The sequence below is a fragment of the Undibacterium sp. GW821-FHT11B02 genome (genome assembly GCF_058808955.1).
On the sequence record NZ_JBXASD010000006.1, the window covers coordinates 357,132 to 378,818 of the forward strand.

The 21,687-nt window shown below is 51.2% G+C and carries 22 protein-coding genes; 8 read left to right on the forward strand and 14 right to left on the reverse strand.

All coding sequences use genetic code 11. The features are described from left to right. The first annotated feature begins 86 nt into the window (after positions 1 to 86). Both AC1RVX_RS15135 and AC1RVX_RS15140 read left to right on the forward strand, forming a co-directional pair. A complete protein-coding gene (locus tag AC1RVX_RS15135; RefSeq protein WP_493217419.1) occupies positions 87 to 989 on the forward strand; it encodes a WYL domain-containing protein in 903 nt (300 codons plus the stop codon). A 6-nt stretch (positions 990 to 995) separates the two neighbouring features. Next, a complete protein-coding gene (locus tag AC1RVX_RS15140) occupies positions 996 to 1,787 on the forward strand; it encodes a hypothetical protein (RefSeq protein ID WP_493217420.1) in 792 nt (263 codons plus the stop codon). On the opposite strand, the gene AC1RVX_RS15145 is transcribed toward AC1RVX_RS15140, so the two are convergent. From AC1RVX_RS15145 to AC1RVX_RS15155, 3 genes are all read right to left on the reverse strand, one after another. Beyond that, a complete protein-coding gene (locus AC1RVX_RS15145; RefSeq protein WP_493217421.1) occupies positions 1,777 to 2,835 on the reverse strand; it encodes a PDDEXK nuclease domain-containing protein in 1,059 nt (352 codons plus the stop codon). The genes AC1RVX_RS15140 and AC1RVX_RS15145 overlap by 11 nt on opposite strands. After that, the gene (locus AC1RVX_RS15150; protein WP_493217422.1) at positions 2,832 to 4,031 is read right to left on the reverse strand and encodes a tyrosine-type recombinase/integrase; all 1,200 of its coding nucleotides are present in this window, start codon (positions 4,029 to 4,031) and stop codon (positions 2,832 to 2,834) included. Before AC1RVX_RS15150 ends, AC1RVX_RS15145 begins: the two co-directional genes overlap by 4 nt. Positions 4,032 to 4,174: 143 nt before the next feature. Next, the gene (locus tag AC1RVX_RS15155) at positions 4,175 to 4,360 is read right to left on the reverse strand and encodes a hypothetical protein (protein WP_493217423.1); all 186 of its coding nucleotides are present in this window, start codon (positions 4,358 to 4,360) and stop codon (positions 4,175 to 4,177) included. A gap of 318 nt (positions 4,361 to 4,678) precedes the next feature. Here AC1RVX_RS15155 and AC1RVX_RS15160 point away from each other — a divergent pair, with 318 nt between their 5' ends. The 4 genes from AC1RVX_RS15160 (at position 4,679) to AC1RVX_RS15175 (ending at position 7,423) form a co-directional block, all read left to right on the forward strand. Then, entirely contained in the window at positions 4,679 to 5,563 is an 885-nt protein-coding gene (locus AC1RVX_RS15160) for an amino acid ABC transporter substrate-binding protein (protein WP_493217424.1), read from the forward strand. A gap of 22 nt (positions 5,564 to 5,585) precedes the next feature. Beyond that, positions 5,586 to 6,272, forward strand: a complete 687-nt coding sequence (locus AC1RVX_RS15165) for a DUF1045 domain-containing protein (protein ID WP_493217425.1) — start codon at positions 5,586 to 5,588, stop codon at positions 6,270 to 6,272. Positions 6,273 to 6,365: 93 nt separating this feature from the next. Next, on the forward strand, positions 6,366 to 6,668 hold the full coding sequence (locus tag AC1RVX_RS15170) for a hypothetical protein (RefSeq protein WP_493217426.1): 303 nt from the start codon (positions 6,366 to 6,368) through the stop codon (positions 6,666 to 6,668). A 35-nt stretch (positions 6,669 to 6,703) separates the two neighbouring features. Continuing rightward, complete coding sequence (locus tag AC1RVX_RS15175; RefSeq protein ID WP_493217427.1) at positions 6,704 to 7,423, forward strand: alpha/beta fold hydrolase; 720 nt, start codon at positions 6,704 to 6,706, stop codon at positions 7,421 to 7,423. A gap of 6 nt (positions 7,424 to 7,429) precedes the next feature. Here the strand turns inward: AC1RVX_RS15175 and AC1RVX_RS15180 are convergent, their stop codons facing one another. Next, positions 7,430 to 8,818: a CoA transferase gene (locus AC1RVX_RS15180; RefSeq protein WP_493217428.1), complete on the reverse strand. Its 1,389-nt coding sequence runs from the start codon at positions 8,816 to 8,818 to the stop codon at positions 7,430 to 7,432. 137 nt (positions 8,819 to 8,955) lie between these two features. Between AC1RVX_RS15180 and AC1RVX_RS15185 the strand changes: the two genes are divergently transcribed. Next, the gene (locus AC1RVX_RS15185; protein WP_493217429.1) at positions 8,956 to 10,173 is read left to right on the forward strand and encodes a citrate/2-methylcitrate synthase; all 1,218 of its coding nucleotides are present in this window, start codon (positions 8,956 to 8,958) and stop codon (positions 10,171 to 10,173) included. A 27-nt stretch (positions 10,174 to 10,200) separates the two neighbouring features. On the opposite strand, the gene AC1RVX_RS15190 is transcribed toward AC1RVX_RS15185, so the two are convergent. The 10 genes from AC1RVX_RS15190 to AC1RVX_RS15235 all read right to left on the reverse strand — a co-directional run bounded on the left by AC1RVX_RS15190 (position 10,201) and on the right by AC1RVX_RS15235 (position 20,333). Further along, positions 10,201 to 10,416 (reverse strand): helix-turn-helix domain-containing protein, encoded by a 216-nt coding sequence (locus AC1RVX_RS15190; RefSeq protein WP_493217430.1) that lies wholly within the window; start codon positions 10,414 to 10,416, stop codon positions 10,201 to 10,203. 7 nt (positions 10,417 to 10,423) lie between these two features. After that, positions 10,424 to 11,011 carry a hypothetical protein gene (locus AC1RVX_RS15195; protein ID WP_493217431.1) on the reverse strand — a complete coding sequence of 196 codons (588 nt, stop codon included), beginning with the start codon at positions 11,009 to 11,011 and terminating at the stop codon, positions 10,424 to 10,426. A gap of 185 nt (positions 11,012 to 11,196) precedes the next feature. Continuing rightward, entirely contained in the window at positions 11,197 to 13,587 is a 2,391-nt protein-coding gene (locus AC1RVX_RS15200; protein ID WP_493217432.1) for a TonB-dependent receptor plug domain-containing protein, read from the reverse strand. Positions 13,588 to 13,882: 295 nt separating this feature from the next. Continuing rightward, positions 13,883 to 14,113 (reverse strand): hypothetical protein, encoded by a 231-nt coding sequence (locus tag AC1RVX_RS15205; RefSeq protein WP_493217433.1) that lies wholly within the window; start codon positions 14,111 to 14,113, stop codon positions 13,883 to 13,885. A gap of 326 nt (positions 14,114 to 14,439) precedes the next feature. Continuing rightward, entirely contained in the window at positions 14,440 to 15,309 is an 870-nt protein-coding gene (locus AC1RVX_RS15210; protein WP_493217434.1) for an STM4011 family radical SAM protein, read from the reverse strand. Then, entirely contained in the window at positions 15,306 to 16,646 is a 1,341-nt protein-coding gene (locus AC1RVX_RS15215; protein WP_493217435.1) for an STM4012 family radical SAM protein, read from the reverse strand. The genes AC1RVX_RS15210 and AC1RVX_RS15215 overlap by 4 nt, the downstream gene beginning before the upstream one ends. Further along, a complete protein-coding gene (locus AC1RVX_RS15220) occupies positions 16,643 to 17,440 on the reverse strand; it encodes an STM4013/SEN3800 family hydrolase (RefSeq protein WP_493217436.1) in 798 nt (265 codons plus the stop codon). The genes AC1RVX_RS15215 and AC1RVX_RS15220 overlap by 4 nt, the downstream gene beginning before the upstream one ends. Before the next feature lie 5 nt (positions 17,441 to 17,445). Beyond that, a complete protein-coding gene (locus tag AC1RVX_RS15225) occupies positions 17,446 to 18,120 on the reverse strand; it encodes an HAD family hydrolase (RefSeq protein WP_493217437.1) in 675 nt (224 codons plus the stop codon). Beyond that, a complete protein-coding gene (locus AC1RVX_RS15230) occupies positions 18,107 to 19,255 on the reverse strand; it encodes an STM4014 family protein (RefSeq protein WP_493217438.1) in 1,149 nt (382 codons plus the stop codon). The genes AC1RVX_RS15225 and AC1RVX_RS15230 overlap by 14 nt, the downstream gene beginning before the upstream one ends. Before the next feature lie 7 nt (positions 19,256 to 19,262). Then, positions 19,263 to 20,333, reverse strand: coding sequence for an STM4015 family protein (locus tag AC1RVX_RS15235; RefSeq protein WP_493217439.1), 1,071 nt, complete (start codon positions 20,331 to 20,333; stop codon positions 19,263 to 19,265). Positions 20,334 to 20,794: 461 nt separating this feature from the next. Here AC1RVX_RS15235 and AC1RVX_RS15240 point away from each other — a divergent pair, with 461 nt between their 5' ends. Next, positions 20,795 to 21,007, forward strand: a complete 213-nt coding sequence (locus tag AC1RVX_RS15240; protein WP_493217440.1) for a cold-shock protein — start codon at positions 20,795 to 20,797, stop codon at positions 21,005 to 21,007. Positions 21,008 to 21,687: the final 680 nt, after the last annotated feature.

Genomic DNA, 21,687 nt, shown 5'->3' on the forward strand with positions numbered 1-21,687 from the left:
GATTTCCAGTGGACGGATGATTAATGATCGCGTATAGTTAATATACGACTATTTTTACGATCCGTCTACTTTTTATGCCTATTTTGATGCAAGAGTCCTCCGTTACAGACCCTGACCCCGTTGAGCCAAAGGGCCTGAGTTGGGGGCTGGAGCGCAGACTCCAGTTCATTGATTTTCGTCTGCGGTGGGAGCGACGAATCAATCGCATGGACCTCACCGACCACTTTGGCCTGTCGATTCCTCAAGCCTCTTTGGATATTGCTAAGTACACGGAACTGGCACCGAAGAACTTGGCGTATGACCGTAGCTCCAAGACCTACACAGCAACGCCGGACTTTCGACCGCTCTACCAGCGAAGTTCGGCACAACGCTACTTGGCGGAACTGCTCGCGACCAAGACGGGCGTCGTCGAGCCAGCCGCCAGCTTTATCGGTTCTGCCCCCGAGACTGACTGGGCCCCTTCTCCGTGGCGCACGATTAATGAACAGACCGTCGAAGCGGTGGTCAAGGCCATACAGGAGCAGATGGCCATTCTGGTGAGCTACCAGTCCATGACTTCCTTGGATGAATCTGTGCGCCTTTTGTCACCACATGCGCTTGGAAACGATGGTTTTCGCTGGCATGTACGCGCGTTTTGCCACAAGCGTCAGCGTTTCAGCGATTTTGTACTCGCACGCATCCTGCGCATCGATGGCTTTGAGCCGAGCAATGTGGACGCAAAGCAGGATTCACATTGGCAAACGGTCCTGACATTGGTGCTGGCGCCGCATCCCGACTTGCCTCCTGCCAAAAAACGTGTTTTGGAACTGGATTACGGCATGGAAGATGGACAGGTCCAGCTGCCATGCCGCCAAGCTTTCCTGTACTACACGCTAAGGCGTCTCGGCTTGCATACCAAGGAAGCGCCCGACCCTCTCGCGCAGCAAATCACTTTGAAGAACCGCAATGAAATTCAACCCTATATTGATGCCTTGTCGGCACAAGGCTAACCGCCCATGACAACTATTTTTGAACTGGTCAAAGACCCCTACGAACGCAAGGCTCGCGTGATTCCTGGGCTTCTTGTGGCTTTGCCGTTGCTCGTTCCCTTGTTGTGCGTCTACGGCGCAAAGCATCCTGTACTGACAGGCGTGATCGGACTACTTGGTGGCTGCGGCGCCATCTACGCGCTCGCAAGCGTAGCGCGGGGGCGTGGAAAGATGCTGGAAGAAACCCTGGTGAAGAAATGGGGCGGAATGCCAACAACCATCGCCCTGCGCCATCGCGACAAATTTTTGGATAATGTCAGTAAGCAGCGATATCACACCGCGATTACAGCGAAGTTGGGTATTGCCATGCCAACCGCAGATGAGGAGTCAGCAGATCACAACAAGGCAGACGATATCTATATTGGTGCAACCAAACGACTGCGCGAACTCACCCGTTCCAACAAACAACTCCTACTGAAAGAGAACATTGCATATGGATTTCACCGCAATATGCTGGCGATGAAGCCTGTCGGCATCTTGTCGTGCCTCTTGGGCATCCTCTATGGATTGCTGATAGCGAAGGTACTGCTGGTAATACCTCCCCATTTTGACACTGTACATTTTGCTGATCCAGGCCTCGCTGCGGGCTTGACGCTACTGATTTCGATGGCGCTACTTGCCGCTTGGTTGCTGTATTTCGATCAGGGTGCCGTTAGACGGATGGGGTTCGTCTACGCGGAACGTTTATTTGAGTGCTTGCCGTCGTTGTCCTCTTCAGCTCCACGGAAAAGAGCGCCAAAATCGACGACTACGGACTGACATTCTGTTCAATCTGCAAGCGTGCTCGGGCTGTGGCCTGTTGTAGTCGTTCAGCCAACACCTCACGCGGTGGCAAGGTCGTCAGGTACTCGGCAACGTGGATGCCTGACTTGTCCAACTCCAGAAGCTCAATCTGCTCGGATTTTTTGCCGGTACAGAGAATGATGCCCAGCGGCGAGGCTTCCTCCGGCTCTCGCTCGAACTTGTCCAGCCAGCGCAGGTACAGCTCCATCTGCCCTTTGTATGCCGCCTTAAAATCGCCGACCTTCAATTCGACCGCCACCAGCCGCCGAAGCTTGCGGTTGTAGAACAGCAGATCGAGGTAAAAATCGTCCCCATCCATCTGGATTCGCTTCTGACGGGCGACGAAGGTGAAGCCCACGCCCAGCTCCAGAAGGAATGACTCCATTTCGCGGATGATCGCTGCCTCCAGGTCTCCTTCCTGCCAAGTGTCGCGCAGCCCCAGGAAGTCGAGGATGTACGGATCGCGCATGACCAGGGCCGGCGACATGCGCTCGGCGCCCTGCAGGGTCGCCAGCTCCTGCGCGATCAACGCGTCGGGCTTCTTGGACAACGCTGTGCGCTCATACAGCATCGAGTCGATGCGTTCGCGCAACGTCCGCACGCTCCAGCGTTCGGCGCTGGCCACCTGCGCGTAATAGTCCCGCTGGAGCGGGTCTTTCAGCGGAATCAGTGCGATGAAGTGGGTCCAGCTCAATTGTCGTATCAGCGATACGACAATCTGTTCATCCGGGAAGGTTGCGGCGAACTGGACCATGCGGCGCAGGTTTTTCACGGCAAAGCTGCCACCGTAGTCCTTCACCAACTGCGCCGCCAGCGTGGGTAGCACTTCCTCGCCGTAGTCGGCCCGCCGACCCTCCAAAACCTGCGTATGGATGCGCTGACCGACGCGCCAGTAAAGCATTGTTAGTTCGCTATTCACCGCTGATACAGCGCGCTGCCGCGCTGCATCGATCAACGCCCGGATGTCGCCCAGTAGCGCCGAAGGCATTGCCTGCGACGGAATAGGTGCCTTGGGCCTGATCATGCCACCACCTCTTCAGCGCGGCGCGCACCGGTGATCGTCTTGCGCCGGTTCGCTACCAGTTCGGCTGCCTGGCGCACTGGATCGTCCTCAGTATGTACATAGCGCATGAACATGGCCACAGTCTTGTGCGCCGTTAAGACCATGCCGACCTTGACGGGAATACCCGAATTGGCAATATCGGTGGCCGAGCGGTGCCGGATACCATGCGTCCCAACATGCGTCGCACCGGCCATCTTGAGCGCACGGCTCCAGCCCCCGTAATACTCTCCAGTGGTCAGGTGCTTTCCCGGATGGCGCGGTGAAGGCAGCACATAGGGATTGCCCTTCTGCCGTGGAGCCGTCGAAAGTATCCGATAGGCTTCCTCGCTCATGGGTTTGGACATGCCGCCGGTTTTACTATCGGGCCAGACTACCCGACGGTTGTCCAAGTCCACCCATTGCCATTCGAGCGTGACGATTTCGGAGCGGCGGCCAGCGAACTCGAATTGCAAGCGGATGGCCAGGGGGATGACGTAGTTCTCCAGCCCTTCGGCCTCTATCCTGGCAAGCTGTCGGAACAGTTTGCCCATTTCCTCATCGCTGATGAGGTGGGTGGATTTGCCTGCGGGATACATTGGGACATGCCGGCAGGGGTTGGTGCCGTCTGGCCGATAGCCCCAGACTTCGGCCAAGTTAAACATCTTGCGCAAGACGCTGAAGACCTTGTTGGCTTCGGTTTTCTTGTAGGAGAGTTTTTGCATTAGCGCAGCAATGTCGGGGCGCTTCACGTCATGAACCTTCTTGCGGCCCAGTAGTGGAATGACGTTGCGGTTGATGACGGCCTGATAGCCTTTCTGTGTGCTGGGCTTGTTACGCTGTTTGGAGTAGTCCGCCATGAACTTTTCACACAGTTCAGTGACCGTGGGGGCTTTGCGCGCTTCGGTCTTGGCGGCGCCGGGATCACCGCCTCGGCGCACCTCGGCCAGCCACTCCTGGGCAAGAGAACGGGCCTGCTCGACGGTCAGTTCCCCATACAAGCCCAGAGCGGGTTTGCGCCGTTCTCCAGCATTCGTGCGGTACTGGAGCATGAACACCTTGCGACCTGCTGGTGTAATCTTGCACAGGAAGCCGGGTACCAGCGTATCGCGCAATTCGACGGGCTGCGCCTGGGGTTGTGCCGCATCGACTGCGGACTTGGTTAACTTGATCTTGGCCATGACGACTCCTAGAGAAACCCCGATTTCCAGGTGTCGGCTGGGAGCCAAGCGAAGGAAAAGCGGAGCGGGTTACGGAAAGCACCGGCATATGGTGAACCCGCTTGTTCCCTAGGGAAACTCGCTGTGGCGAGCCTCAGCGAACGTCAGCCAAATTCGGTGCTAACGTCATGGTGAAATAAAAAATCGCCCTGCCAGTCTTCACCGTAAAGACCATTGCCTGCAATATCGCTGATCAGGCCAGCGCTGACTGCCATTGATCCACTAAACACAGCATCAGCAGTGACGATGCGGGCATTACGAACTGCCAATCCGGTTTTTGAAAATTTCATGATGAAAAAAAACAATTAATTACATACGCAACCTTAACATGATTTAACTGGACACTATCCAATCCGCTATGTAATCCTAATACATGCTGAAGTTAAGATACTTGGTATGCATACAATTATCATCAACGCTCTCATAGGACAACGATGAAAAAATTCCATACTATTTATTACAATTTTGTGAAAATGTTTTGATTTATTACGAAATCTTGTATTGCCATGACGCTGGAAAATCAAACTTTGTCTTGCCCTTTGGCTGTTAAAGTCGATTGACAGAAATACCTAAGCGATGTAGATCACATAACAACAGGTGAAAATATAATGCGTCAAATACTGACTGGTTTTACTACTTTGCTGTGTCTGTCGTTACCACTATGCGTCCAGGCTGGAGACACACTTGCAAAAATACGCAAGACCCAAACCCTGGTGATAGGAGTACGCGAAACCGCACCTTTTTCTTATACTGATGCGGACAAGCAACCCCTCGGTTACTCGGTTGATCTTTGCCTGAAAGTGGCAGATGCCATCAAAAAAGAATTGAAGATGCCAGCCATGCGGCTGCAATTTTATCCAGTCGATTCTGCCACCCGTTTCAGTGCCCTGCTGGAAGACAAGATAGATCTGGAATGTGGCAGCACCACCAATAATGCAGAAAGACGCAAAAAAGTCGCCTTCACGATACCGCATTTCTTCTCCAGCGTACGCGCCCTGGTCAAGACTGACAGTGGCATCAAGAACTGGTCACAATTACGCAACCGCACCGTCGTCACCACCAAAAGCACCACAACCGTGAAACTGCTGACTGACAGAAGTGACACGATTTCCCTCAACATCAAACTGGTAGAAGGCAATAGCGATCAGGAATCCTTCAAGATGGTGGAAGATGGCAAAGCCGACGCCTTCCCCATGGACGACGTGTTGCTATACAGTTTCCGCTCCGAAGCCAAAGTTCCAGCAAACTTTGCCATCGTCGGCGAGCCCTTGTCGATAGAACCGTATTCCATCATGATGCGCAAGGATGATCCCGCTTTCAAGAAAATTGTCGATAATGAGATGCTAAGACTCATCCATGAAGGCGAAATTTACCGTATTTATGAGAAATGGTTCATGAAACCGATCCCGCCAAAAAATGTCAACATGAATATGCCCATGGGTTTTCTGCTCAGAGATTCCCTGCGCTTCCCTACCGATCAGGTAGGGGACTGATACCCTTGGCAACCATGCCCGCATGACACGCTACGCCTTGTATTTTGCACCAGATAGTGACACGGTATGGTGGCGTGCGGGCAATCAGTGGCTGGGGCGTGATTCTGAAGTTGTTCAGAACCTGCCACAGCCACCCATCAATGACATCAAACCAGATGTACAACACCGCTTGACGCGGGAAGCCCGTCGATATGGTTTTCATGCAACACTGAAAGCCCCTTTTCGCCTGGCACCAGGATATACCGAAGCAGCACTGCATCTGGCCCTGCAAGAATTTTGCAGACACCAGACACCCGTCAGGGAACTGGCACCAAGCGTGCAATGGATGGGAAATTTTCTGGCCCTGCAAGCAACAGAAAATCAGGCCGCGATCAACGAACTGGCGTTTTCCTGTGTCCAGCAATTCGATCACTTTCGCGCTCCCATGAGCGAAGCAGACCTGGCACGCCGCCAGCAACACCCTTTAAGTACAAGACAGCAAGCCTTGCTGATGCAATGGGGCTATCCACATACACAAGAAGAATTCCGCTTCCACATGACGCTGACCGACAGGCTGGAACAAGGCCCGCTGGCAGACAGCTTTCACGCAGCAGCACAGACATACTTTGACCTGAACGCGCCACTCAACATCAATGGTCTGGCACTGTTCACCGAGCCTCAACCAGGCGCAGACTTCCAGCTAGCCGCACGTTTTCCGTTTGGCCGATAAAGCGGCCCGATGCATGCGCAGGTCGAGGCATCTTACCTTCAGGCAAAATTCAGCATAAAATAATACTGACTTCAACTTGTCGGGAACATATGTATGTCCATCACTCCAGAGCAGTTACAGGAATTGATGAAAGAAGTCGAGCACGAAGATCCCATCGATTTTGCCGATTTGCCTTTCGAAGAAGATGAATTGCGTGCCATCACCGCCAATCACTTATGCCAGATGGCCGATGCCATGGAAAGTTTCAGTCAGGAAGACCGCCAGGTCACTCTGCTGGCCGTCGCCGCCAAACTGGTGCTGGAAAACCTGGTGCTGCATATACAGTTGCTGCGCCAGCATGGCATCCCCTTGAGCGACCAGGTAAGCGACCTGCTGCAAAACCTGAAGAAAAAATAAACCGATGATTTTTTGCAACCACGAATCAAACGCCCATGCGTAAGGACAGGCACTTCCTGCTGATCCCCGGCTTCATGTGTGACGCCAGTTTGTGGCAATTCTTGTTGCCAGCCCTGCAGCAACGCGGACAAGTGCAACTGGCTGACCTGAATCAGGGTGACAGCATAGAAAGCATGGCAGAGCGTATACAGGCAACAACGCCTGAGCATGCAATAGTCATCGGTTTTTCGCTGGGCGGTTATGTCGCACGTCATCTGGCATGGAGATTAAGCACGCAGGTTGAAAGCGCAAATCTGTCAGGTCTGGTGTTGCTGAATACTTCGGCGCGTGCCAGTACCGAAGATGAATTGCGCAGAAACCAGCAGCAAGTCCGCATGCTGGCCACTTACCCTTACAAGGGTCAGACCATGATTGCTCTGCGCCGCGCCCTGCACCCGCAACGTCAGGACGATACTGCCATGCTGGCACATTTGCAAACTATGTCGGTGGCATTGGGAAAGGAAGTTTTCCTGCGCCAGTTGGGTATCCAAAGAGCGGACGGGCATCATGAACTGCCACGGATACGCTGCCCTTCCCTGGTCGTCGCCAGCAGGAATGACCAGATGCGCAGTCTCGAAGAATCCGAAAAACTGGCACAGGGTCTGGTCCATCCCGAACTACAGATTATCGAAGACTGCGGCCACATGTCACCACTGGAAAAAGCGCCGGAACTGATCGTTTTGCTGGACCAGTGGTTAAAGCAGAATGGGCTTTAAAACCAGCTATTGCCAAACTGGCGCATGTACACCAAGAACCGGTGCAGGCAGCTCAAAATAGGCTGGTGTGGCACTCATTTGTTCCACCGGTGCGATAGCCTGCATTTGTCCGTATCCTGAAACCGAAGTCTGCAAAAAGCGGCCGATTTCTTCTGCCCGCAATTCAGTGGCGTGATCATGCAAACCGCGTCTGGGCATCTGTTGCAGCCAGCGTCCGGTCTGTGCCAGCGACACCCTGACTTGCCAGCTACCGCCTTCAACAGCACGTTTTTGCAGCGCCAGCATGGTTGCATAAGCCAATAAATAACCAGTGGCATGGTCAAGCGCCTGGAAGGGCAGCTTGCCGGGTGAGACACTACCTGCTGCCCGCCCTTCGGCATCGGCAATGCCGCTGGCGGACTGTACCAGGCTATCAAAACCGCGCCTGTGAGCCCAGGGGCCGACATGTCCATAAGCCGACAGGCTGACATGAATCAGGCCAGGCCGTAGGGTACATAATTCTTCAACCGAATACCCAAGCTGCGCCAGTGAATTGGGACGATAAGCCTGCAGGAAGACATCAGCACCGCTGATCAGTTGCTGCATGATCTGCCGCCCTTCCGTCTGACGCAAATCAAGCTGCGCAGAGCGTTTGCCACGGCCTGTGTCCATCACCAGCGGCATGATGTTGGGTAAATGCGCAGCACTGATGGCCAGCACGTCTGCCCCATGCTGTGCCAAAGTACGCGCCCCGACGGGGGCGGCAATCACTCTGGATAAATCCAGTACTCGCACACCACTCAAAGGACTCTGCCCACCTTGATGCAGGGGAATGACCGGGCCATCAGCCACCCGTCTGACCTCAAACAGGGGCAAGTCTGCGATGGCTTGTGCTTGCGGATGGGCTTGCCATTCCTGTTCTGTGCGTATCATGGCGGCGCACATGTTGGCCTGCGCCAATGCCTGCTCCAGTTCCGCCGCCTGCCAGCCAGCGATCGCCCTGGCGACTGCGGCACGGTCTTCAACACATTGCAAAACAGCCAGCACACCATCCCTGTGATGCGGGAAGTTGGTGTGCAATTGTATCCAGCGCCCATCTCCCGCCTGGTAATAACCGGCAATCTTGCTCCACGGGTCTTCGGGTGCCTGGCCATTGACGCTAAGGTAGCGGTCGCTCTTGAACATCGCCAGCGCATGGCGTCTATCCACAGTGATATTTTGCGCCTCACCTCTACGTGTCTGCCACAACTGGGCCGCCATCAGTGCCTGCACCGCAATCGTGGCAGATGCCACATCACCCACCTGAAATGTCGATGGCAATTGCGCTGTATCACCACCAAATGCCAGTTGTTGCAAAGCCTCAGGTGCGCCGCCACCCATCTGCCACAAGGATGCCAATAATGCTTCTGCCGACATGATGCTCCTCCACTTGGAAATCAAATTAGCGCACAATGAGATAATCTGAGGCATGTGCGCATAGTTAAGTGTTCAGTCTAGGATCTGCATCACACCATGGTCAATCTTGATTCTGCCAATCAATATAAATTTATATAGTGGACAATCTCATTACCGCCAGAGAAGCTGCGCAGTTGCTGGGCATCAGCCTGCCCACGCTGTATTCCTATGTCAGTCGTGGCTTGCTGCAATCGCATCTACATGAAGGACAAAGGGCCAAGCGTTACCGGAAGGAGGAAGTGCTGCGCTTGCTGGCCCGCAGTACAGACAGTAAACGTGCGGGCGGCGCTGCAGAATCAGCCATAGACTGGGGTGTACCGGTGCTGGAATCAAAGATTACACTGGTAAGCCACGGCAAGCTGTATTACCGTGGCCAGCCAGTGGATGACCTGGCACGCACCCATACACTGGAACAAACCGCGCAAATTTTATGGGGCAGCAACACAGTCACTGCTTTGCACCACATCCACTTACCCGGACTGGATACATTGTGGCCAGCATTACTGGACCTGAGTGCACATCTGCCCCCCTATGAAAGAGCCATCAGCATGCTGCCCATGCTGAGTACGACGGCAAAACAGATCACAGGCATAAACCCGCATCAGCAAGCGTTGCTGTGGATGCACCTGGCGGCTGGCGCGCTGTTGGGTGTGAAGCCCGACTACCAGCCATTTCACCAGAAGCTGGCGACGGCCTGGCAACTAAATGCAAAGCAGGCAGACCTGTTACGGGCTGCCCTGGTGGTCAGCGCGGATCATGAATTGAACGTATCAACTTTTACCGCGCGCTGCGTAGCTTCTGCCGGCGCTGATACAGGCATGGTACTGGTTGCCGGACTGGCGGCAATATCCGGCCCTAAACATGGTGGCGAAAGCCTGCGAGTTGGTCGCATGGTAAGGGCTGCCCTGGTATGTGAGCCGCAGGACAGGGTAAATTTCCTGGAAAAGCGCTTGCATGCGCATGACGCGAGCCATCATTTTTCGCCACGACTGCCCGGTTTTGGTCACCCGCTTTACCCCAATGGTGATCCGCGTGGCAACTTGCTAATGAGCATGCTCGACAAAAAAGCACATGCTAGCTTGTTTGAGTTGGCCGATATAGCACAAGACCTGACCGGCCAGGCATTGAATATCGACTATGCACTGGTCGCGGTAGAAATTGCCTGCGGGCTGCCACAAGGTGCGGCGCAAATCCTGTTTGCCCTGGGTCGCACGGCAGGCTGGATAGCGCACGCCATGGAACAGGTGGAAGAAGGTCAGTTGATACGCCCACGTGCCAGGTACGTGGGCAAATTTCCTGACATTGAATCAGTCTGATTCTGGCATCAACATCAGACATCAAAGTCAGGTGTCAATATCAGGCGTATAGGCCAGAATATCACCTGGCTGGCATTCCAGTACCTGACAAATTCTTTCCAGCGTATCAAAGCGTATGGCCTTGGCCTTGCCCGTCTTTAACACGGATAAATTTTGTGGTGTGATATCCACCAGCTCAGCCAGCGTATTCAAACGCATCTTGCGTTGTGCCAGTACCACATCCAGATTGACAGTAATCGGCATAAGGTCCTCAGATGGTCAGTTCAGCTTCTTCATTGAGGTCTACCCCTATTTCCAGCGACCACAACAACAACAGGAAAAATCCTATCCACATCAGTTGATCCAGGACATCGTTTAGTAAATGCCCGATACCGCCTGAACTGCCCGCACTGGATTGGGTATAACTGAAAATAATGGCCAACATTTCGACCCCAAGCCCTCCCACAACCAATATCAGGTTCAGGTTGAACGCCCTTCTTGCGTGAAAGATGGCCTTCCTGTTAAAAATCTCGCCCTCGTAAAAACAGGTCAACAATTTATTGATATGAATAAGGACGAATTCCAGCAATACGCAGAAGGAGATAAGGGCTAGTGATGCAATCACTTTGAGGTCCGTTGTTATCCCACTTTGCAACAAAGAATAAAAGCCATCAGTCACTGTCATTGCTTTCGCCAGATAGACGGTCAAAGTCAAGTCCCCTGAAGGTGCCATCATCAGGATAAAAGGAAAGGCCACCCCACCAATCGCCACCATGGCCATGACAAAAACATTGAGAAATAAAAAGTACCTGCTCAGCTTACGGATATTGGCAATCCTCGCATGTTTCTGAATTTGCATTTTCGGCTCCTGGTTGAATTAAAGTAAATGAATTCTAAAGCCATAAAATTCGAAATGCAATAGTTTTTTATCGATTATCGATAAATATATATCGATAATTAATTTAACTACTTTTCAACGGCGGACGTAAAAAAGGCTGCATAACGCAGCCTTTTTTCAAAAAAATACCAGGTCAACCTATATGCTTACCAGGCGTATCCGGCCTTCGCATAGTAATAACGCCCATTAAAACCATATGGCGAAAACGTACTGTATGGCAGAGTGCCGCCAGAATTCAGATTACCTGTCGAAGTGACCTGATCCGGATATTTATCCGTCAGATTATCCACGCCAGCACTGATGGTCCATTTACCCAGCTTCACGCTGGCGGCGACATCCAGTACCACGTTAGCGCTGTAGGTCTGATCCAGGGCCACGTTATTTTGTGGCGATACAAAACTGCCGTAACGTGTTGCCAGGCCATGGATAGTCCAGTTGTTAAAGCCATAGTCGGCAGCGATACTGAATTTGTCTTTCGGTGTTGCCAGGGTCGCCCTGTTGATGGTTTGCCTGTCTATCAACAAAAGATTGTTTTGCGTCAGTATCGCCGGATTATCTGCCACACGCTTGACCGAAGTGTCGTTGTGGTTATAGGCAACAGTGAAACCCAGTTTGTCTGCACCAGACAAAGGGATTTGATACGAACCGACGACATCCACACCACGGGTTTGGGTATCAAGCGCATTGGTGAAATATCGTGCCGCACCTACCAGTACCCCTTGCTTGGCAAGCACACTTTGCAAGGCTGTCGGCAAGATCAGATTGCCTGAATACAGGATGCGATTATCAATATCAATCTGGTAAGCATCAATACTCAGGGATGCATTTTTATTTGGCTGCAATACCGCGCCCAAACTGTAGTTGCGTGATTTCTCAGCTTCTAGCGGCACTGCCCCCAGAGCCTTGGCTGCGGCAGTGGCAACACCAAAAGTACCCGTATCCACCAGTTGCGATGTGCCATTGATGTTGATCAGATTGGTGGTGGAGATCGTATAATTTTGCTGTGCCAGTGAAGGTGCACGGAAACCATTCGACGCTGCCGCACGTAACGCAAATTCCTTGGTGAATTCAAACCGGCCAGACAACTTGCCCGAAGTCACACTACCAAAATCACTGTAATTTTCATGCCGCAGAGCCACCGAAGCACTCAGCTGTTTTGTCAGCTCTGCTTCAATATTTGCATAGATCGATGCACTATGACGGCTGAAACTACCTGAATTCGAAGGCTGGAAACCAGAGAAGCCCTGCGCCCCGCTACCGAAATAAGAATTCGCTTCACCTGCACCGATCTCATATTGGTCACGCCGGTATTCAGCACCCACCGCCAGGGTTAATGGGTTGGCCAGGCCAGCAAATTCAATTTCTCTGGCCGCGTCAAAATTCGCCAGGGTCTGAGTATTCTTCAGCTTGCCGGCGTAAAAACGCGTAGGGCTGGTAGCACCCAGGCTCAGATTCACGGTATTGGTGACATCCAGGCTAAATTCGCTGGAACCATAATTGACGCTGGCGTCCCAGCGCCAGCCATCGGTACGTCCTTTGATACCGCCCACTACCGATGCATCGGTATTGGTTGCAGCTTCATTCGGCAAGAAACCATTTGGATATAGCGATGTACGCAAAGTAGTGCCGGTGGTATAAGCAGTGCGCCAGGTCGCAGCGGCATCCGTATTGCGACGACTGTAATTGGCAAAGCCATACAGTTCAATATCTGTTGCCAGTGCCAGCGAAGCATTCACACCAAGATTGGTTTGTTGCAGTCTGGGGTCGCCCTGCACCTGAGTGACTCTGCCGTACAGGGGTTCCAGCGGATTACGGAAATCAGCACCAGCGCGATTGGTCTCATTCTGATTACGCTGTTCAGCAGTAAACCGTACCCAACCCTTGTCACCCAATGTCGTACCAAAGTTGGCGCTCAGGCTACCCTGAGTACCATCCCCCTTGCTGTATTGGCCTCCACCAACCTGCACTTCACCCCCATCCGCCCCTTTTTTCAGGATAATGTTGATGACGCCGGCTATCGCATCCGAGCCATATTGCGCGGCTGCACCGTCACGCAAAACCTCTATCTTTTCGATGGAACTGATGGGGATGGTATTCAAATCAGCAGGGGCAGAACCACGCCCTGCTGTGCCATTCACATTCACTACCGCCGACGTATGCCAGCGCTTGCCATTCACCAGTACCAGCGTCTGGTCCGGCGACAGTCCCCGCAATTGTGCAGGGCGGCTGGCCGACGTACCATCTGCCACCGCCGGACGCGGGAAATTCAGCGATGGTAGCAAGCGACTCAATACCGTCGCTAACTCACCCGAGCCGGTAGATTGCAAATCCTTGGATGTCAGGATGTCGATAGGTGCTTCAGAATCAGATACTGTGCGCTTGATACTGCGCGTGCCAGTGACGATGACTGAATTGGCAGGTGTCGTGTCAGTTTGCTGTGCCTCTGCCTGAAGAGTAAAGGCAGAAAATATGGTTGCTACCAGCAATGCAGTACGTTGTCTGGGGAAAGGCAGGGGGAAATTCGATGGATTATTCATACGGGTTTTTTCACTTTTCTATAGATGTAGACGAATTCAATTTGAACCGATAGTACTTCTTACTGCATAGACGACAAACGATTGTTTTCAGCTAAAAACATGCAAAAATAATATATGCTAAATAAAATTTCATTTAGCCACGGCGCTTTTCAAATACTCCCCTGCCTGGCCTGCCGGCGGGCTTTTCTGGAACCTGTTAACAATAAAAAAATGTGTTCACATTCGGTATTTCAGCAACGCGCACCGAAGATGCAAGAAATCAGGAAGCTGTTGCGACACGACCAATTAAAAAAGCTTAAACCGCTGTTGCCTGGCAAGGCCAGTGACAGAGGTGTGACAGCGCTTGTCTGGCTTCATTACCATGGCTGCGTGGGCCGTAAGCGTTTCTCAAGGAGGCAACATCAGGAAACAGCGTGGTCGATGCACGTACCACAGATGGATTAACAAAGGCCGCATGGTCCTTGCCCTCGCAACTGGCGCGAGTCAAACGGGTGGCAGTTTGTAACGAGGTTTCGACAATGTTCATGGGTATTTCCATTCTACGTTGACTGATTGCCACCTCAGCCTTCTACGAAAGATCTTGAACACGTAAGGACTGAGTACAAGACTCATCCTAACAATAGCTCAAAAGAATTTTTTACCAAATTATTCAACAATTTTTATTATTTATAGAAAAATTTTCTATAAATAATAAAATATGAACAAAATTGATCTAGGATATATTTCACGTGATCGTATTTCCAGCACCAATTAATTCAAATGCTGAATGTACATACATTTTATTGACTGTGTGGCCAGCTTGTTGCCTGTTTGTTGCCCGCTTGTGGCCCGCTTGTGGCCAGCTAACACGCCCTAGATGTTGCCCATATACGACACTGGAATTCTTTCCAGCAAGCCGCTGCCATAAATTGCATCTGAATTCATGTCGTCCAGATAGATGTAACCGATATGGCAGTGACAGGTGGCCTTGCTGCAAGTCTCTTTTTTGAGCATGCTGGCCAGAGGATCGGTGAAAATATTACCCTTCCTGGTTTTGATGAAGTGGCAGCGGAACAGGTCGCCATTGCCTTCTATGGACACGACTTCATCTCCCGCCTTACATGCCTTGCCCATGCTTTCATACCAGGGCAGGTTCAACCTGAACAGATGGTCGATATCTTCCAGAAAGCTGATTTCTGCCTCACTATAGTAATCAGGTTTCCGCTTGTAGGCGTTGATCCACATGTAGATATCTTGCGGCAAGCGCTGACGCAAGGCCGTGATTTGCGGGAAATGCTGCTTCAGCCCCACCACGCCTACACTGTGACGTATATGCATGGCGCTGAGCACATCCGATTTTTCGATGAATTTATCTTCGCTGACAAAGTCGGGATGATAGGTAGTCCACAACGCTGTCGTCTGCGCGTTGCAATGTGATAGCCATTGCGGATTCCAGGCCAGATTGGTTTGCGCAGCCACTTTGCGAACATGGGGCAGATGCGACAACCGTATCACTGCTTCCTGATACCATTTACGTACCAGGGCTTCGCCATAGGGTGTAATAAAAATTTCCATGGGATAGTCAGCGCTGCTGTTGTTCTCTACCCAGTCGACAAATCTGTCCAGGTCTTTTTTATCCAATGCCTGCATTTCCCTGCTGTTCTTTTCTTTGGCGAAGGGACAGTATTCACAACTGTAGTTGCAATCGGTCAAGTGTCCGCGATAAATCACTTTCAGGCTCATCTTGGTACATACTCCTGCATCTTGTGTTTGACTGCTGACGAAATAAACCAGTGACCGATCAGGTCAGAATAGGCCATGCCGTCACCATGCAACTGCAAGCGGCCTGCCACTTCTTGCGCCAGCCCCATTTCCACAAGCATAGACAATTCAGGAAAATCAGCATGTGCCGACGTGGTAAACAGGGACTGATAATGTGCCGCGTCCAGCCCTTCGACCTTCAACAGTGATTTGATCAGGTAACGCCGCTTTCTGTCATCTTCAGACAAGCGAATGCCGTAACTTGCGGTCATGAAATCGGCACGCTCTTTTGCCACATAATCATTGATGATGGCTGCCACATTCGGTTTGGATACTGCATATTCTGTCGAATAATGCACAGCTGTCGTATAAGACCTGGCATTGGTGCCCAGCCCTATCATGCCGTCTTCCTGGCATGAATATTCCGAGCTTTCACGCAAGCCAGCAACTGGCCGGCGAAACAGGCGCATTGAATCCTGCACATAGCCATGCGCCTGTAAAAATTCGCGTCCTATGCGATACAACGTGGTACGTGTGTCTTCAACCTGGGTATTGCCACGTTTTTTGAACAGCGTCGTCAAAGGACGCACATACAGGGGATACAGAAATATTTCTGTCGGTTGAAATTGCACTGCTTTTTTTAACGAAGCCAGCCAGGTGTCCGGCGTCTGCCCGGGTATGCCGTAAATCAGATCCAGATTAAAGATCGGGAACTGGTAGCTGTTGATTTTTTCCAGCAATGGCTCCATCACGGCCTCTGGCTGCACGCGCCCTACTGATCGTGCTTCGGCATCGATAAAGCTTTGTATGCCTATGCTGATACGCTGCACACCGTGCTGTGACAGGCAAGTCAGTTTTTCATCATTGATGGTGTCGGGAGAAATTTCAAATGAACCTGGTGTGTTTTTCAAGTCCAGCCCCAAGGTGTTGGTATAGACAGAAAATAATTGCTCCAGTTGGCTGACTTCCAGATGACTGGGCGTACCGCCGCCAATTGCATATCCGGCAAAACTGAATTCGCCCAGAGTATCGCGTGCCACTTCGGCTTCCAGTTGCACTTTCTTCAGATACAGGCTGACCAGGTCTTCTTGCGGGTTCGAGACTGTGAACAAATTGCAGAAGGCGCATTTCATGCGGCAAAATGGAATATGCGTGTACAGATATAGAGAGCTCTTCTTCTCTGGTGCCCACAGGGTCTTCAAATCCAGTTTTTGCTCGAATGGCCGGTATGCCGTCTTGTGCGGATACGAATACAGATAACTTTGAAAGCGATTACTTTCTTCCAGATAGCGACGAAAGCTCATGCCAATATCAGTCATGACAGGCTCCCTTTCGGCAGCAGAAAATCGGCATAGGGAATGGTCCAGACTTTTTCATGTCCCAGCCGGTGTCCGGTATAACCGTCTTCACCATAGGTCGTGCCATGATCAGAACAGAGTATGACAAATGTGTCGCCACGCTGATTCATTTCCTGGAACAAGGGCGGTAACTGGCTATCGATATAACGCAGTGCAGCGGCATGACTGGCCAGGCTGTCACCGGCAGAACCCGGCAGGTAATGACAGTTTGGCTGATGCAATGCAGATAAATTCATAAATAAAAAAACTTGTTGTCCGGATTGCTGCTGCAATAGTTGGATGGCAAACTCGACCTGATGTCTGGTCGAATCTGGATCTGTTACGCCAAATTCTGGCTGCCAATAGCTTTCCTGGAAAAGATTGGGCAAGACACAGGACAGTGGATTCTGTTTCTTGAAAAAGCCGACGCCACCGATGCAAATGGTGCGATACCCCAAACCCGAAAAACCGGAAACAATATCAGGCGTATCGAAAGCATAGCTGTGCTCACCTGTGGTTTCACTACCAGCAAACCGTAGAGAGAACAATCTTTCATGCAAACCAGGGCGTGCGGGTGTCGGCAAAAAGCCGGCAAAAAAGGCACAATGGGATGCATAGGTGAAAGAACCGGGTGCATGGCGTTCTTCCCAGCCAGCAGGCAATAGGCTGGCGAGAAAAGGCAGGCGTCCAGCGGTAAACTCGGCCTGGGCGACATCGTAACGCAGGGTATCAAAGGTAATGAAAAGGAAGTTGGCCTTGCCAACTATTGTATTCATATTCTTCATATCAGGCATGTCAGCACCTCTTCCAGCGCATGGATGCTGCTGATTTCCCGGTCAGGCAAGGTGGGCCGGTCAGGCACCTGCACCTTGTAAGGATTGATGAAAACGGTCTTCAATTGCAAAGCCATTGCAGGCTGCATGTCATTGAGATCATCATCCCCTATCATGACAATCTCGGTATGCCTGCAAAAACCAAGCGCGTGCGCGTACAGCCTCAGGTCCGGTTTGTGATAGCCAACTTCAGCAGAAATAAAGATGTGCTCAAAAAATTGACTGAGCCCGGCACTCTGCAACTTGCGGCCTTGCATGCTGGCAGAGCCGTTGGAAATAATCATGAGTTGGTATTGCGATGAGAGCCGCTCCAGCATATCCGCCAACAACTTATCTTCTTGCACAAAATCCGGTAGCATCAAATGATCTGCCCACAAAGTATCTGCGGTATAGGGAAGGTGGGGATAGCGTTGCAATATTTCCTGACAAAACAGGCTGCGATCTTTTCGTCCATGGCCATCAAGCGCAAGAATATTATCCCTTACGCTTGCCGCATCTTCGTCAGCAAACGCGCTCTGATTCCTGTCCGTGAAATCTTGCACATAGCGCTGGAAAGCGGCATCCCTGTCTATCAGGGTATTGTCGATATCAAACAGCAAGGTGGCTTTTTCAATGTTCGCCATGGCCGCCTCCTTGCCGTCTGAGGACAGCATTAATTTCCGCCAGGTAGGTGCTTTCTGCATCATGCAAGAGATTAGGCAATAAATCACCAAAGGCATTGGCTTCCAGCAGTACAGGTGGCCGCCCATCCCTGGGCAATAATATGTCCAGCCCGGCATACAGAGATAGCGGGAAAGCCTGCATGGTGTTTTCTACCAGTGCACCAATAGCTTCCCAGGTCGACGGCGACAGTTCAAGCTCGTCCACCGCGCAGCGTTGGTTGCCCAAATGCAGATTGGTCATGGGGCCACGGCTTAATCTGGCAATGGCATGACGGCGCTTGCCGGCGATGCCCATTACACGCAAGTCGTAAGAGCTGCCTTCATGGCTGGCCTTGGGTATCCAGCGCTCTGTCAATGCACCCTGGTCAAACAAAAAATCCAGCACGGTTCGTATGGTGTCACGTGCAGTATATTTTTTTACTTTCAGGGAATTGTAAAAGCGCACACCATCCATGCCATCCACGCCATCCACGACTTCCACCGTAGAATAAGCCTGTTCACGACCGTTTTTTTTATTGTATTCATAGGCCACCACACCGGATGCTGATGAACTGGAATTCAGCTTGATAAAGAAACGGCTGGCCTGCTGCTTTTCCACGTATGCAAAAAATTCGTCGTAGCAGGTGAATATCGGACAGGCGGGCAAGGTATGCTGCTGCAACAATTGCTTGCACAGGGGTTTGTTGAACATGCTGACGATATCCGTCGGGTGATTGAACCAGCTAACATTTCCGGCACGCTGGGCTATCGATGTCATCAATTGAGAAAAGCCCTGAAACCATAGCCGTGGATGATAGATTCTGCCGCGCTCGTCTTCCAGCGCCAGTGCATTTTCCAATCCGCCCAAAGCAAGTATTCTTTTTTCGACTTCAAAGTTTTCGCCTGGTGACTCTATCCTGACGGTGACTTCATTCGTCGATGCCTCGTCCGATACCTCACCTAATACCGCATCCAGTACGCGGACATCATTCAATATGTCCAGATAAGGAATGACGCGGGCGGTTTCCAGCCCGGCTTCTTGCAATGCTTCCTGAAAAAAAAGTACACGCCTGTTTTCAGGATTGCCTATTACTACAAATGAAGAAGGCTGGCGCATCAAACGCTTATTCCGTCACCGCGGGGTAACGCCAGTCATCATCATCGCTGGTTTGCTGATCCGTTACATCTACCAATATGGGCAATTGCTTGAATTCCTTCATCATTTCATTGGACAGGTAGTGGTAATGCAGATCCAGTTTCTTCAGTCCACCGATTTTTGTGCTATCCAGCAAGACACGCCCGCCTTCATCACTGAGCGTACCCATGGACAGGTCCAGCGTTTCCAGTTGGTCCAGCACCGTGGCTTCCGCAATCACAGCCGCGACCTCATTGGCGATGCCGCTGTCGGCCAGGCCCAGATAGGTCAGCTTGGGAAACAAGCCCTTTTGCATCAGGGGACGCAGATCATCTATCGTCGCGTCAAAACCATAATCTTCAACACCAAGGTAAAGCAGAAGATATTCAAGATTCGGCAAATCTGCAGTGGCAATGGTTGCGATGATTTTTTTCGGCAGCCCGCCACACTCTATGGTCAGTGCTTTCAGCTTGCCATGCTTCAGGGGCTGGGATGACAGTTCCAGACCTGTAGAGCCCTTGATGTGCAAACGTTCCAACGCCGGGAAGGCCGTAAAAATAGTGGTGTAGTCCCCCTGATTAATCCAGGAAATTTCGCATTCCTCAGAATCCATGTCGCCGACAAACAATTCTTTCAAATCAGGCAGCTTGCCATGGTTTTCCACCAGCAAACCCAGGGCATCTTGCGGTCCGTTTTCATACGCGTCTTCCCAGGCAGCGATGACCAGTGATTCCACATCGGTGGCCTGAGTCGTTTCCAGAAAAGCCGATACCTTTTCTGACAAGGTCTTGCCGTCTTCTGCCTCGTCATAGCTCACGCCTATACGCCGTGCGATTTTCTTTGCACTGGCATCCGTCTTTTGCACATAGCCTTTTTTGGTTTTTTCGGCGATCAGCTTGTCCATTTCTTTTTGTGCTTTTTCTGCGGACTCGAAATTGCTGATCTTTTCCTGCCCGGCAGTACCGATTTTTCCGTACTTCACAGTCAGCGTGACGCCTTCCAATTCCACTTGCCAAAATTTGTATGATTTGGAATCCTGGTATTCAAAGTAATGTTTCATCGAATAGCGCCTTTAAAATTTGCGGGTGTAGATGGGGTCAGATGGAGCTGGGTTGAGCAGGGATCAATGTCAACGTATGCAAATGCACAAATATCTTGCCTTTAAAACTACATAGTTACTCGCGTACCACCCCTTGTCAAGCAAGAAAATCAATTGTTACACAGCGCAGTTTCGCTACCTCTTTCTCCTATGATAAATGCATGAAAATGAGCACAAGGTTGGGCGAACTTATTTACCGCCAAACCATCACATTCAAAAATAATTGAAAAGAAAATTAGGCATTTTCAAATTAAGCGTGTATATTTCGCCTTGTACTTGAATCAAGTCCTTAATTTGTTGGTCCCAATTCCGCATAGCTTTATCTCTCTGGCTGTTCTGTCTTTTCTCCACCGGTTTTATCACTTGCTTACAAGTGCCCCCTCGGGCAATGTTGCCTATGGTCTTATCAAAAGGAAAAAAACATGAGTACTCAAACAGGTGTAGTTAAATGGTTCAACGACGCTAAAGGTTTCGGCTTTATTGCTCCTGATGCAGGCGGTGCAGATTTGTTCGCCCACTTCCAGGACATACAATCCAGCGGCTTCAAAAGCCTGAGCGAAAACCAGCGCGTTTCGTTCGAACGTACTGCCAGCCCTAAGGGCGACAAGGCAAGTAACATTCAAGTTCTGTCTTAATCAGAATTGAATGATGGGTCTTTACCGACCCAGGAAAAAAACAAGAGTCTTTGCCTGTCAGGCCAGCGGTGTGCAGCGGTTTAAAATCGCCCCGCCATCCTGACGGTGCAACAGTCTCCAAGTTTGTTCAGTTGCAACACTTTCTGTAGTCTGAAATTTACCGGCCAGTACCACCATGCAGATAGCATGGGTTGCTGGAACAGTCTGCAAAAAGTGAATGCGACAAACCCTTCATCTGTCAATCTTCGTCCAGTACGAATAATTGATGCGCAGAATGATACTTACCGGCCAATGGCACCACGCAGATAGCATGGGTTGTTGGAAAATGGTATTGTCGTTAAAGGGCGCACTGTTGATCAGTGTCCCCTGTGAACAACACCACAGAGTAATTTCAGTCTACTCCGTCGCGCCTTCATTCTCACCGGCCGGATTTGTGCGTATGTGCAAACTGGAAAATGGTGTAGTGAAGTGTTGAAGGACCTCATTCGTGGTAAATCCTGTCGTGACATGATTCATTTCACTGGCCGACCGGACAAGGCAACTCAAACCCACATTGCACCGCGCAGATAGCACGGGCAATGCCCAGTCGATGGCACCATGCAGATAGCATGGGTTGTTGACGAGTTGCCAGAATGTAGAGATGCCCGCCCCAAGGTTAAGACCGAAGGCGGGCTTTTTCC

What these genes read in the sequence shown, in the direction of transcription:
- AC1RVX_RS15230 (WP_493217438.1), bottom strand. Translation starts at nt 19,255, where the DNA reads ATGCGCCAGCCTTCTTCATTTGTAGTAATAGGCAATCCTGAAAACAGG.
- AC1RVX_RS15150 (WP_493217422.1), bottom strand. Translation starts at nt 4,031, where the DNA reads ATGGCCAAGATCAAGTTAACCAAGTCCGCAGTCGATGCGGCACAACCC.
- AC1RVX_RS15160 (WP_493217424.1), top strand. Translation starts at nt 4,679, where the DNA reads ATGCGTCAAATACTGACTGGTTTTACTACTTTGCTGTGTCTGTCGTTA.
- AC1RVX_RS15200 (WP_493217432.1), bottom strand. Translation starts at nt 13,587, where the DNA reads ATGAATAATCCATCGAATTTCCCCCTGCCTTTCCCCAGACAACGTACT.
- AC1RVX_RS15180 (WP_493217428.1), bottom strand. Translation starts at nt 8,818, where the DNA reads ATGTCGGCAGAAGCATTATTGGCATCCTTGTGGCAGATGGGTGGCGGC.
- AC1RVX_RS15235 (WP_493217439.1), bottom strand. Translation starts at nt 20,333, where the DNA reads ATGAAACATTACTTTGAATACCAGGATTCCAAATCATACAAATTTTGG.
- AC1RVX_RS15190 (WP_493217430.1), bottom strand. Translation starts at nt 10,416, where the DNA reads ATGCCGATTACTGTCAATCTGGATGTGGTACTGGCACAACGCAAGATG.
- AC1RVX_RS15195 (WP_493217431.1), bottom strand. Translation starts at nt 11,011, where the DNA reads ATGCAAATTCAGAAACATGCGAGGATTGCCAATATCCGTAAGCTGAGC.
- AC1RVX_RS15215 (WP_493217435.1), bottom strand. Translation starts at nt 16,646, where the DNA reads ATGACTGATATTGGCATGAGCTTTCGTCGCTATCTGGAAGAAAGTAAT.
- AC1RVX_RS15175 (WP_493217427.1), top strand. Translation starts at nt 6,704, where the DNA reads ATGCGTAAGGACAGGCACTTCCTGCTGATCCCCGGCTTCATGTGTGAC.
- AC1RVX_RS15170 (WP_493217426.1), top strand. Translation starts at nt 6,366, where the DNA reads ATGTCCATCACTCCAGAGCAGTTACAGGAATTGATGAAAGAAGTCGAG.
- AC1RVX_RS15145 (WP_493217421.1), bottom strand. Translation starts at nt 2,835, where the DNA reads ATGATCAGGCCCAAGGCACCTATTCCGTCGCAGGCAATGCCTTCGGCG.
- AC1RVX_RS15205 (WP_493217433.1), bottom strand. Translation starts at nt 14,113, where the DNA reads ATGAACATTGTCGAAACCTCGTTACAAACTGCCACCCGTTTGACTCGC.
- AC1RVX_RS15240 (WP_493217440.1), top strand. Translation starts at nt 20,795, where the DNA reads ATGAGTACTCAAACAGGTGTAGTTAAATGGTTCAACGACGCTAAAGGT.
- AC1RVX_RS15140 (WP_493217420.1), top strand. Translation starts at nt 996, where the DNA reads ATGACAACTATTTTTGAACTGGTCAAAGACCCCTACGAACGCAAGGCT.
- AC1RVX_RS15165 (WP_493217425.1), top strand. Translation starts at nt 5,586, where the DNA reads ATGACACGCTACGCCTTGTATTTTGCACCAGATAGTGACACGGTATGG.
- AC1RVX_RS15135 (WP_493217419.1), top strand. Translation starts at nt 87, where the DNA reads ATGCAAGAGTCCTCCGTTACAGACCCTGACCCCGTTGAGCCAAAGGGC.
- AC1RVX_RS15210 (WP_493217434.1), bottom strand. Translation starts at nt 15,309, where the DNA reads ATGAGCCTGAAAGTGATTTATCGCGGACACTTGACCGATTGCAACTAC.
- AC1RVX_RS15225 (WP_493217437.1), bottom strand. Translation starts at nt 18,120, where the DNA reads ATGGCGAACATTGAAAAAGCCACCTTGCTGTTTGATATCGACAATACC.
- AC1RVX_RS15220 (WP_493217436.1), bottom strand. Translation starts at nt 17,440, where the DNA reads ATGAATACAATAGTTGGCAAGGCCAACTTCCTTTTCATTACCTTTGAT.
- AC1RVX_RS15155 (WP_493217423.1), bottom strand. Translation starts at nt 4,360, where the DNA reads ATGAAATTTTCAAAAACCGGATTGGCAGTTCGTAATGCCCGCATCGTC.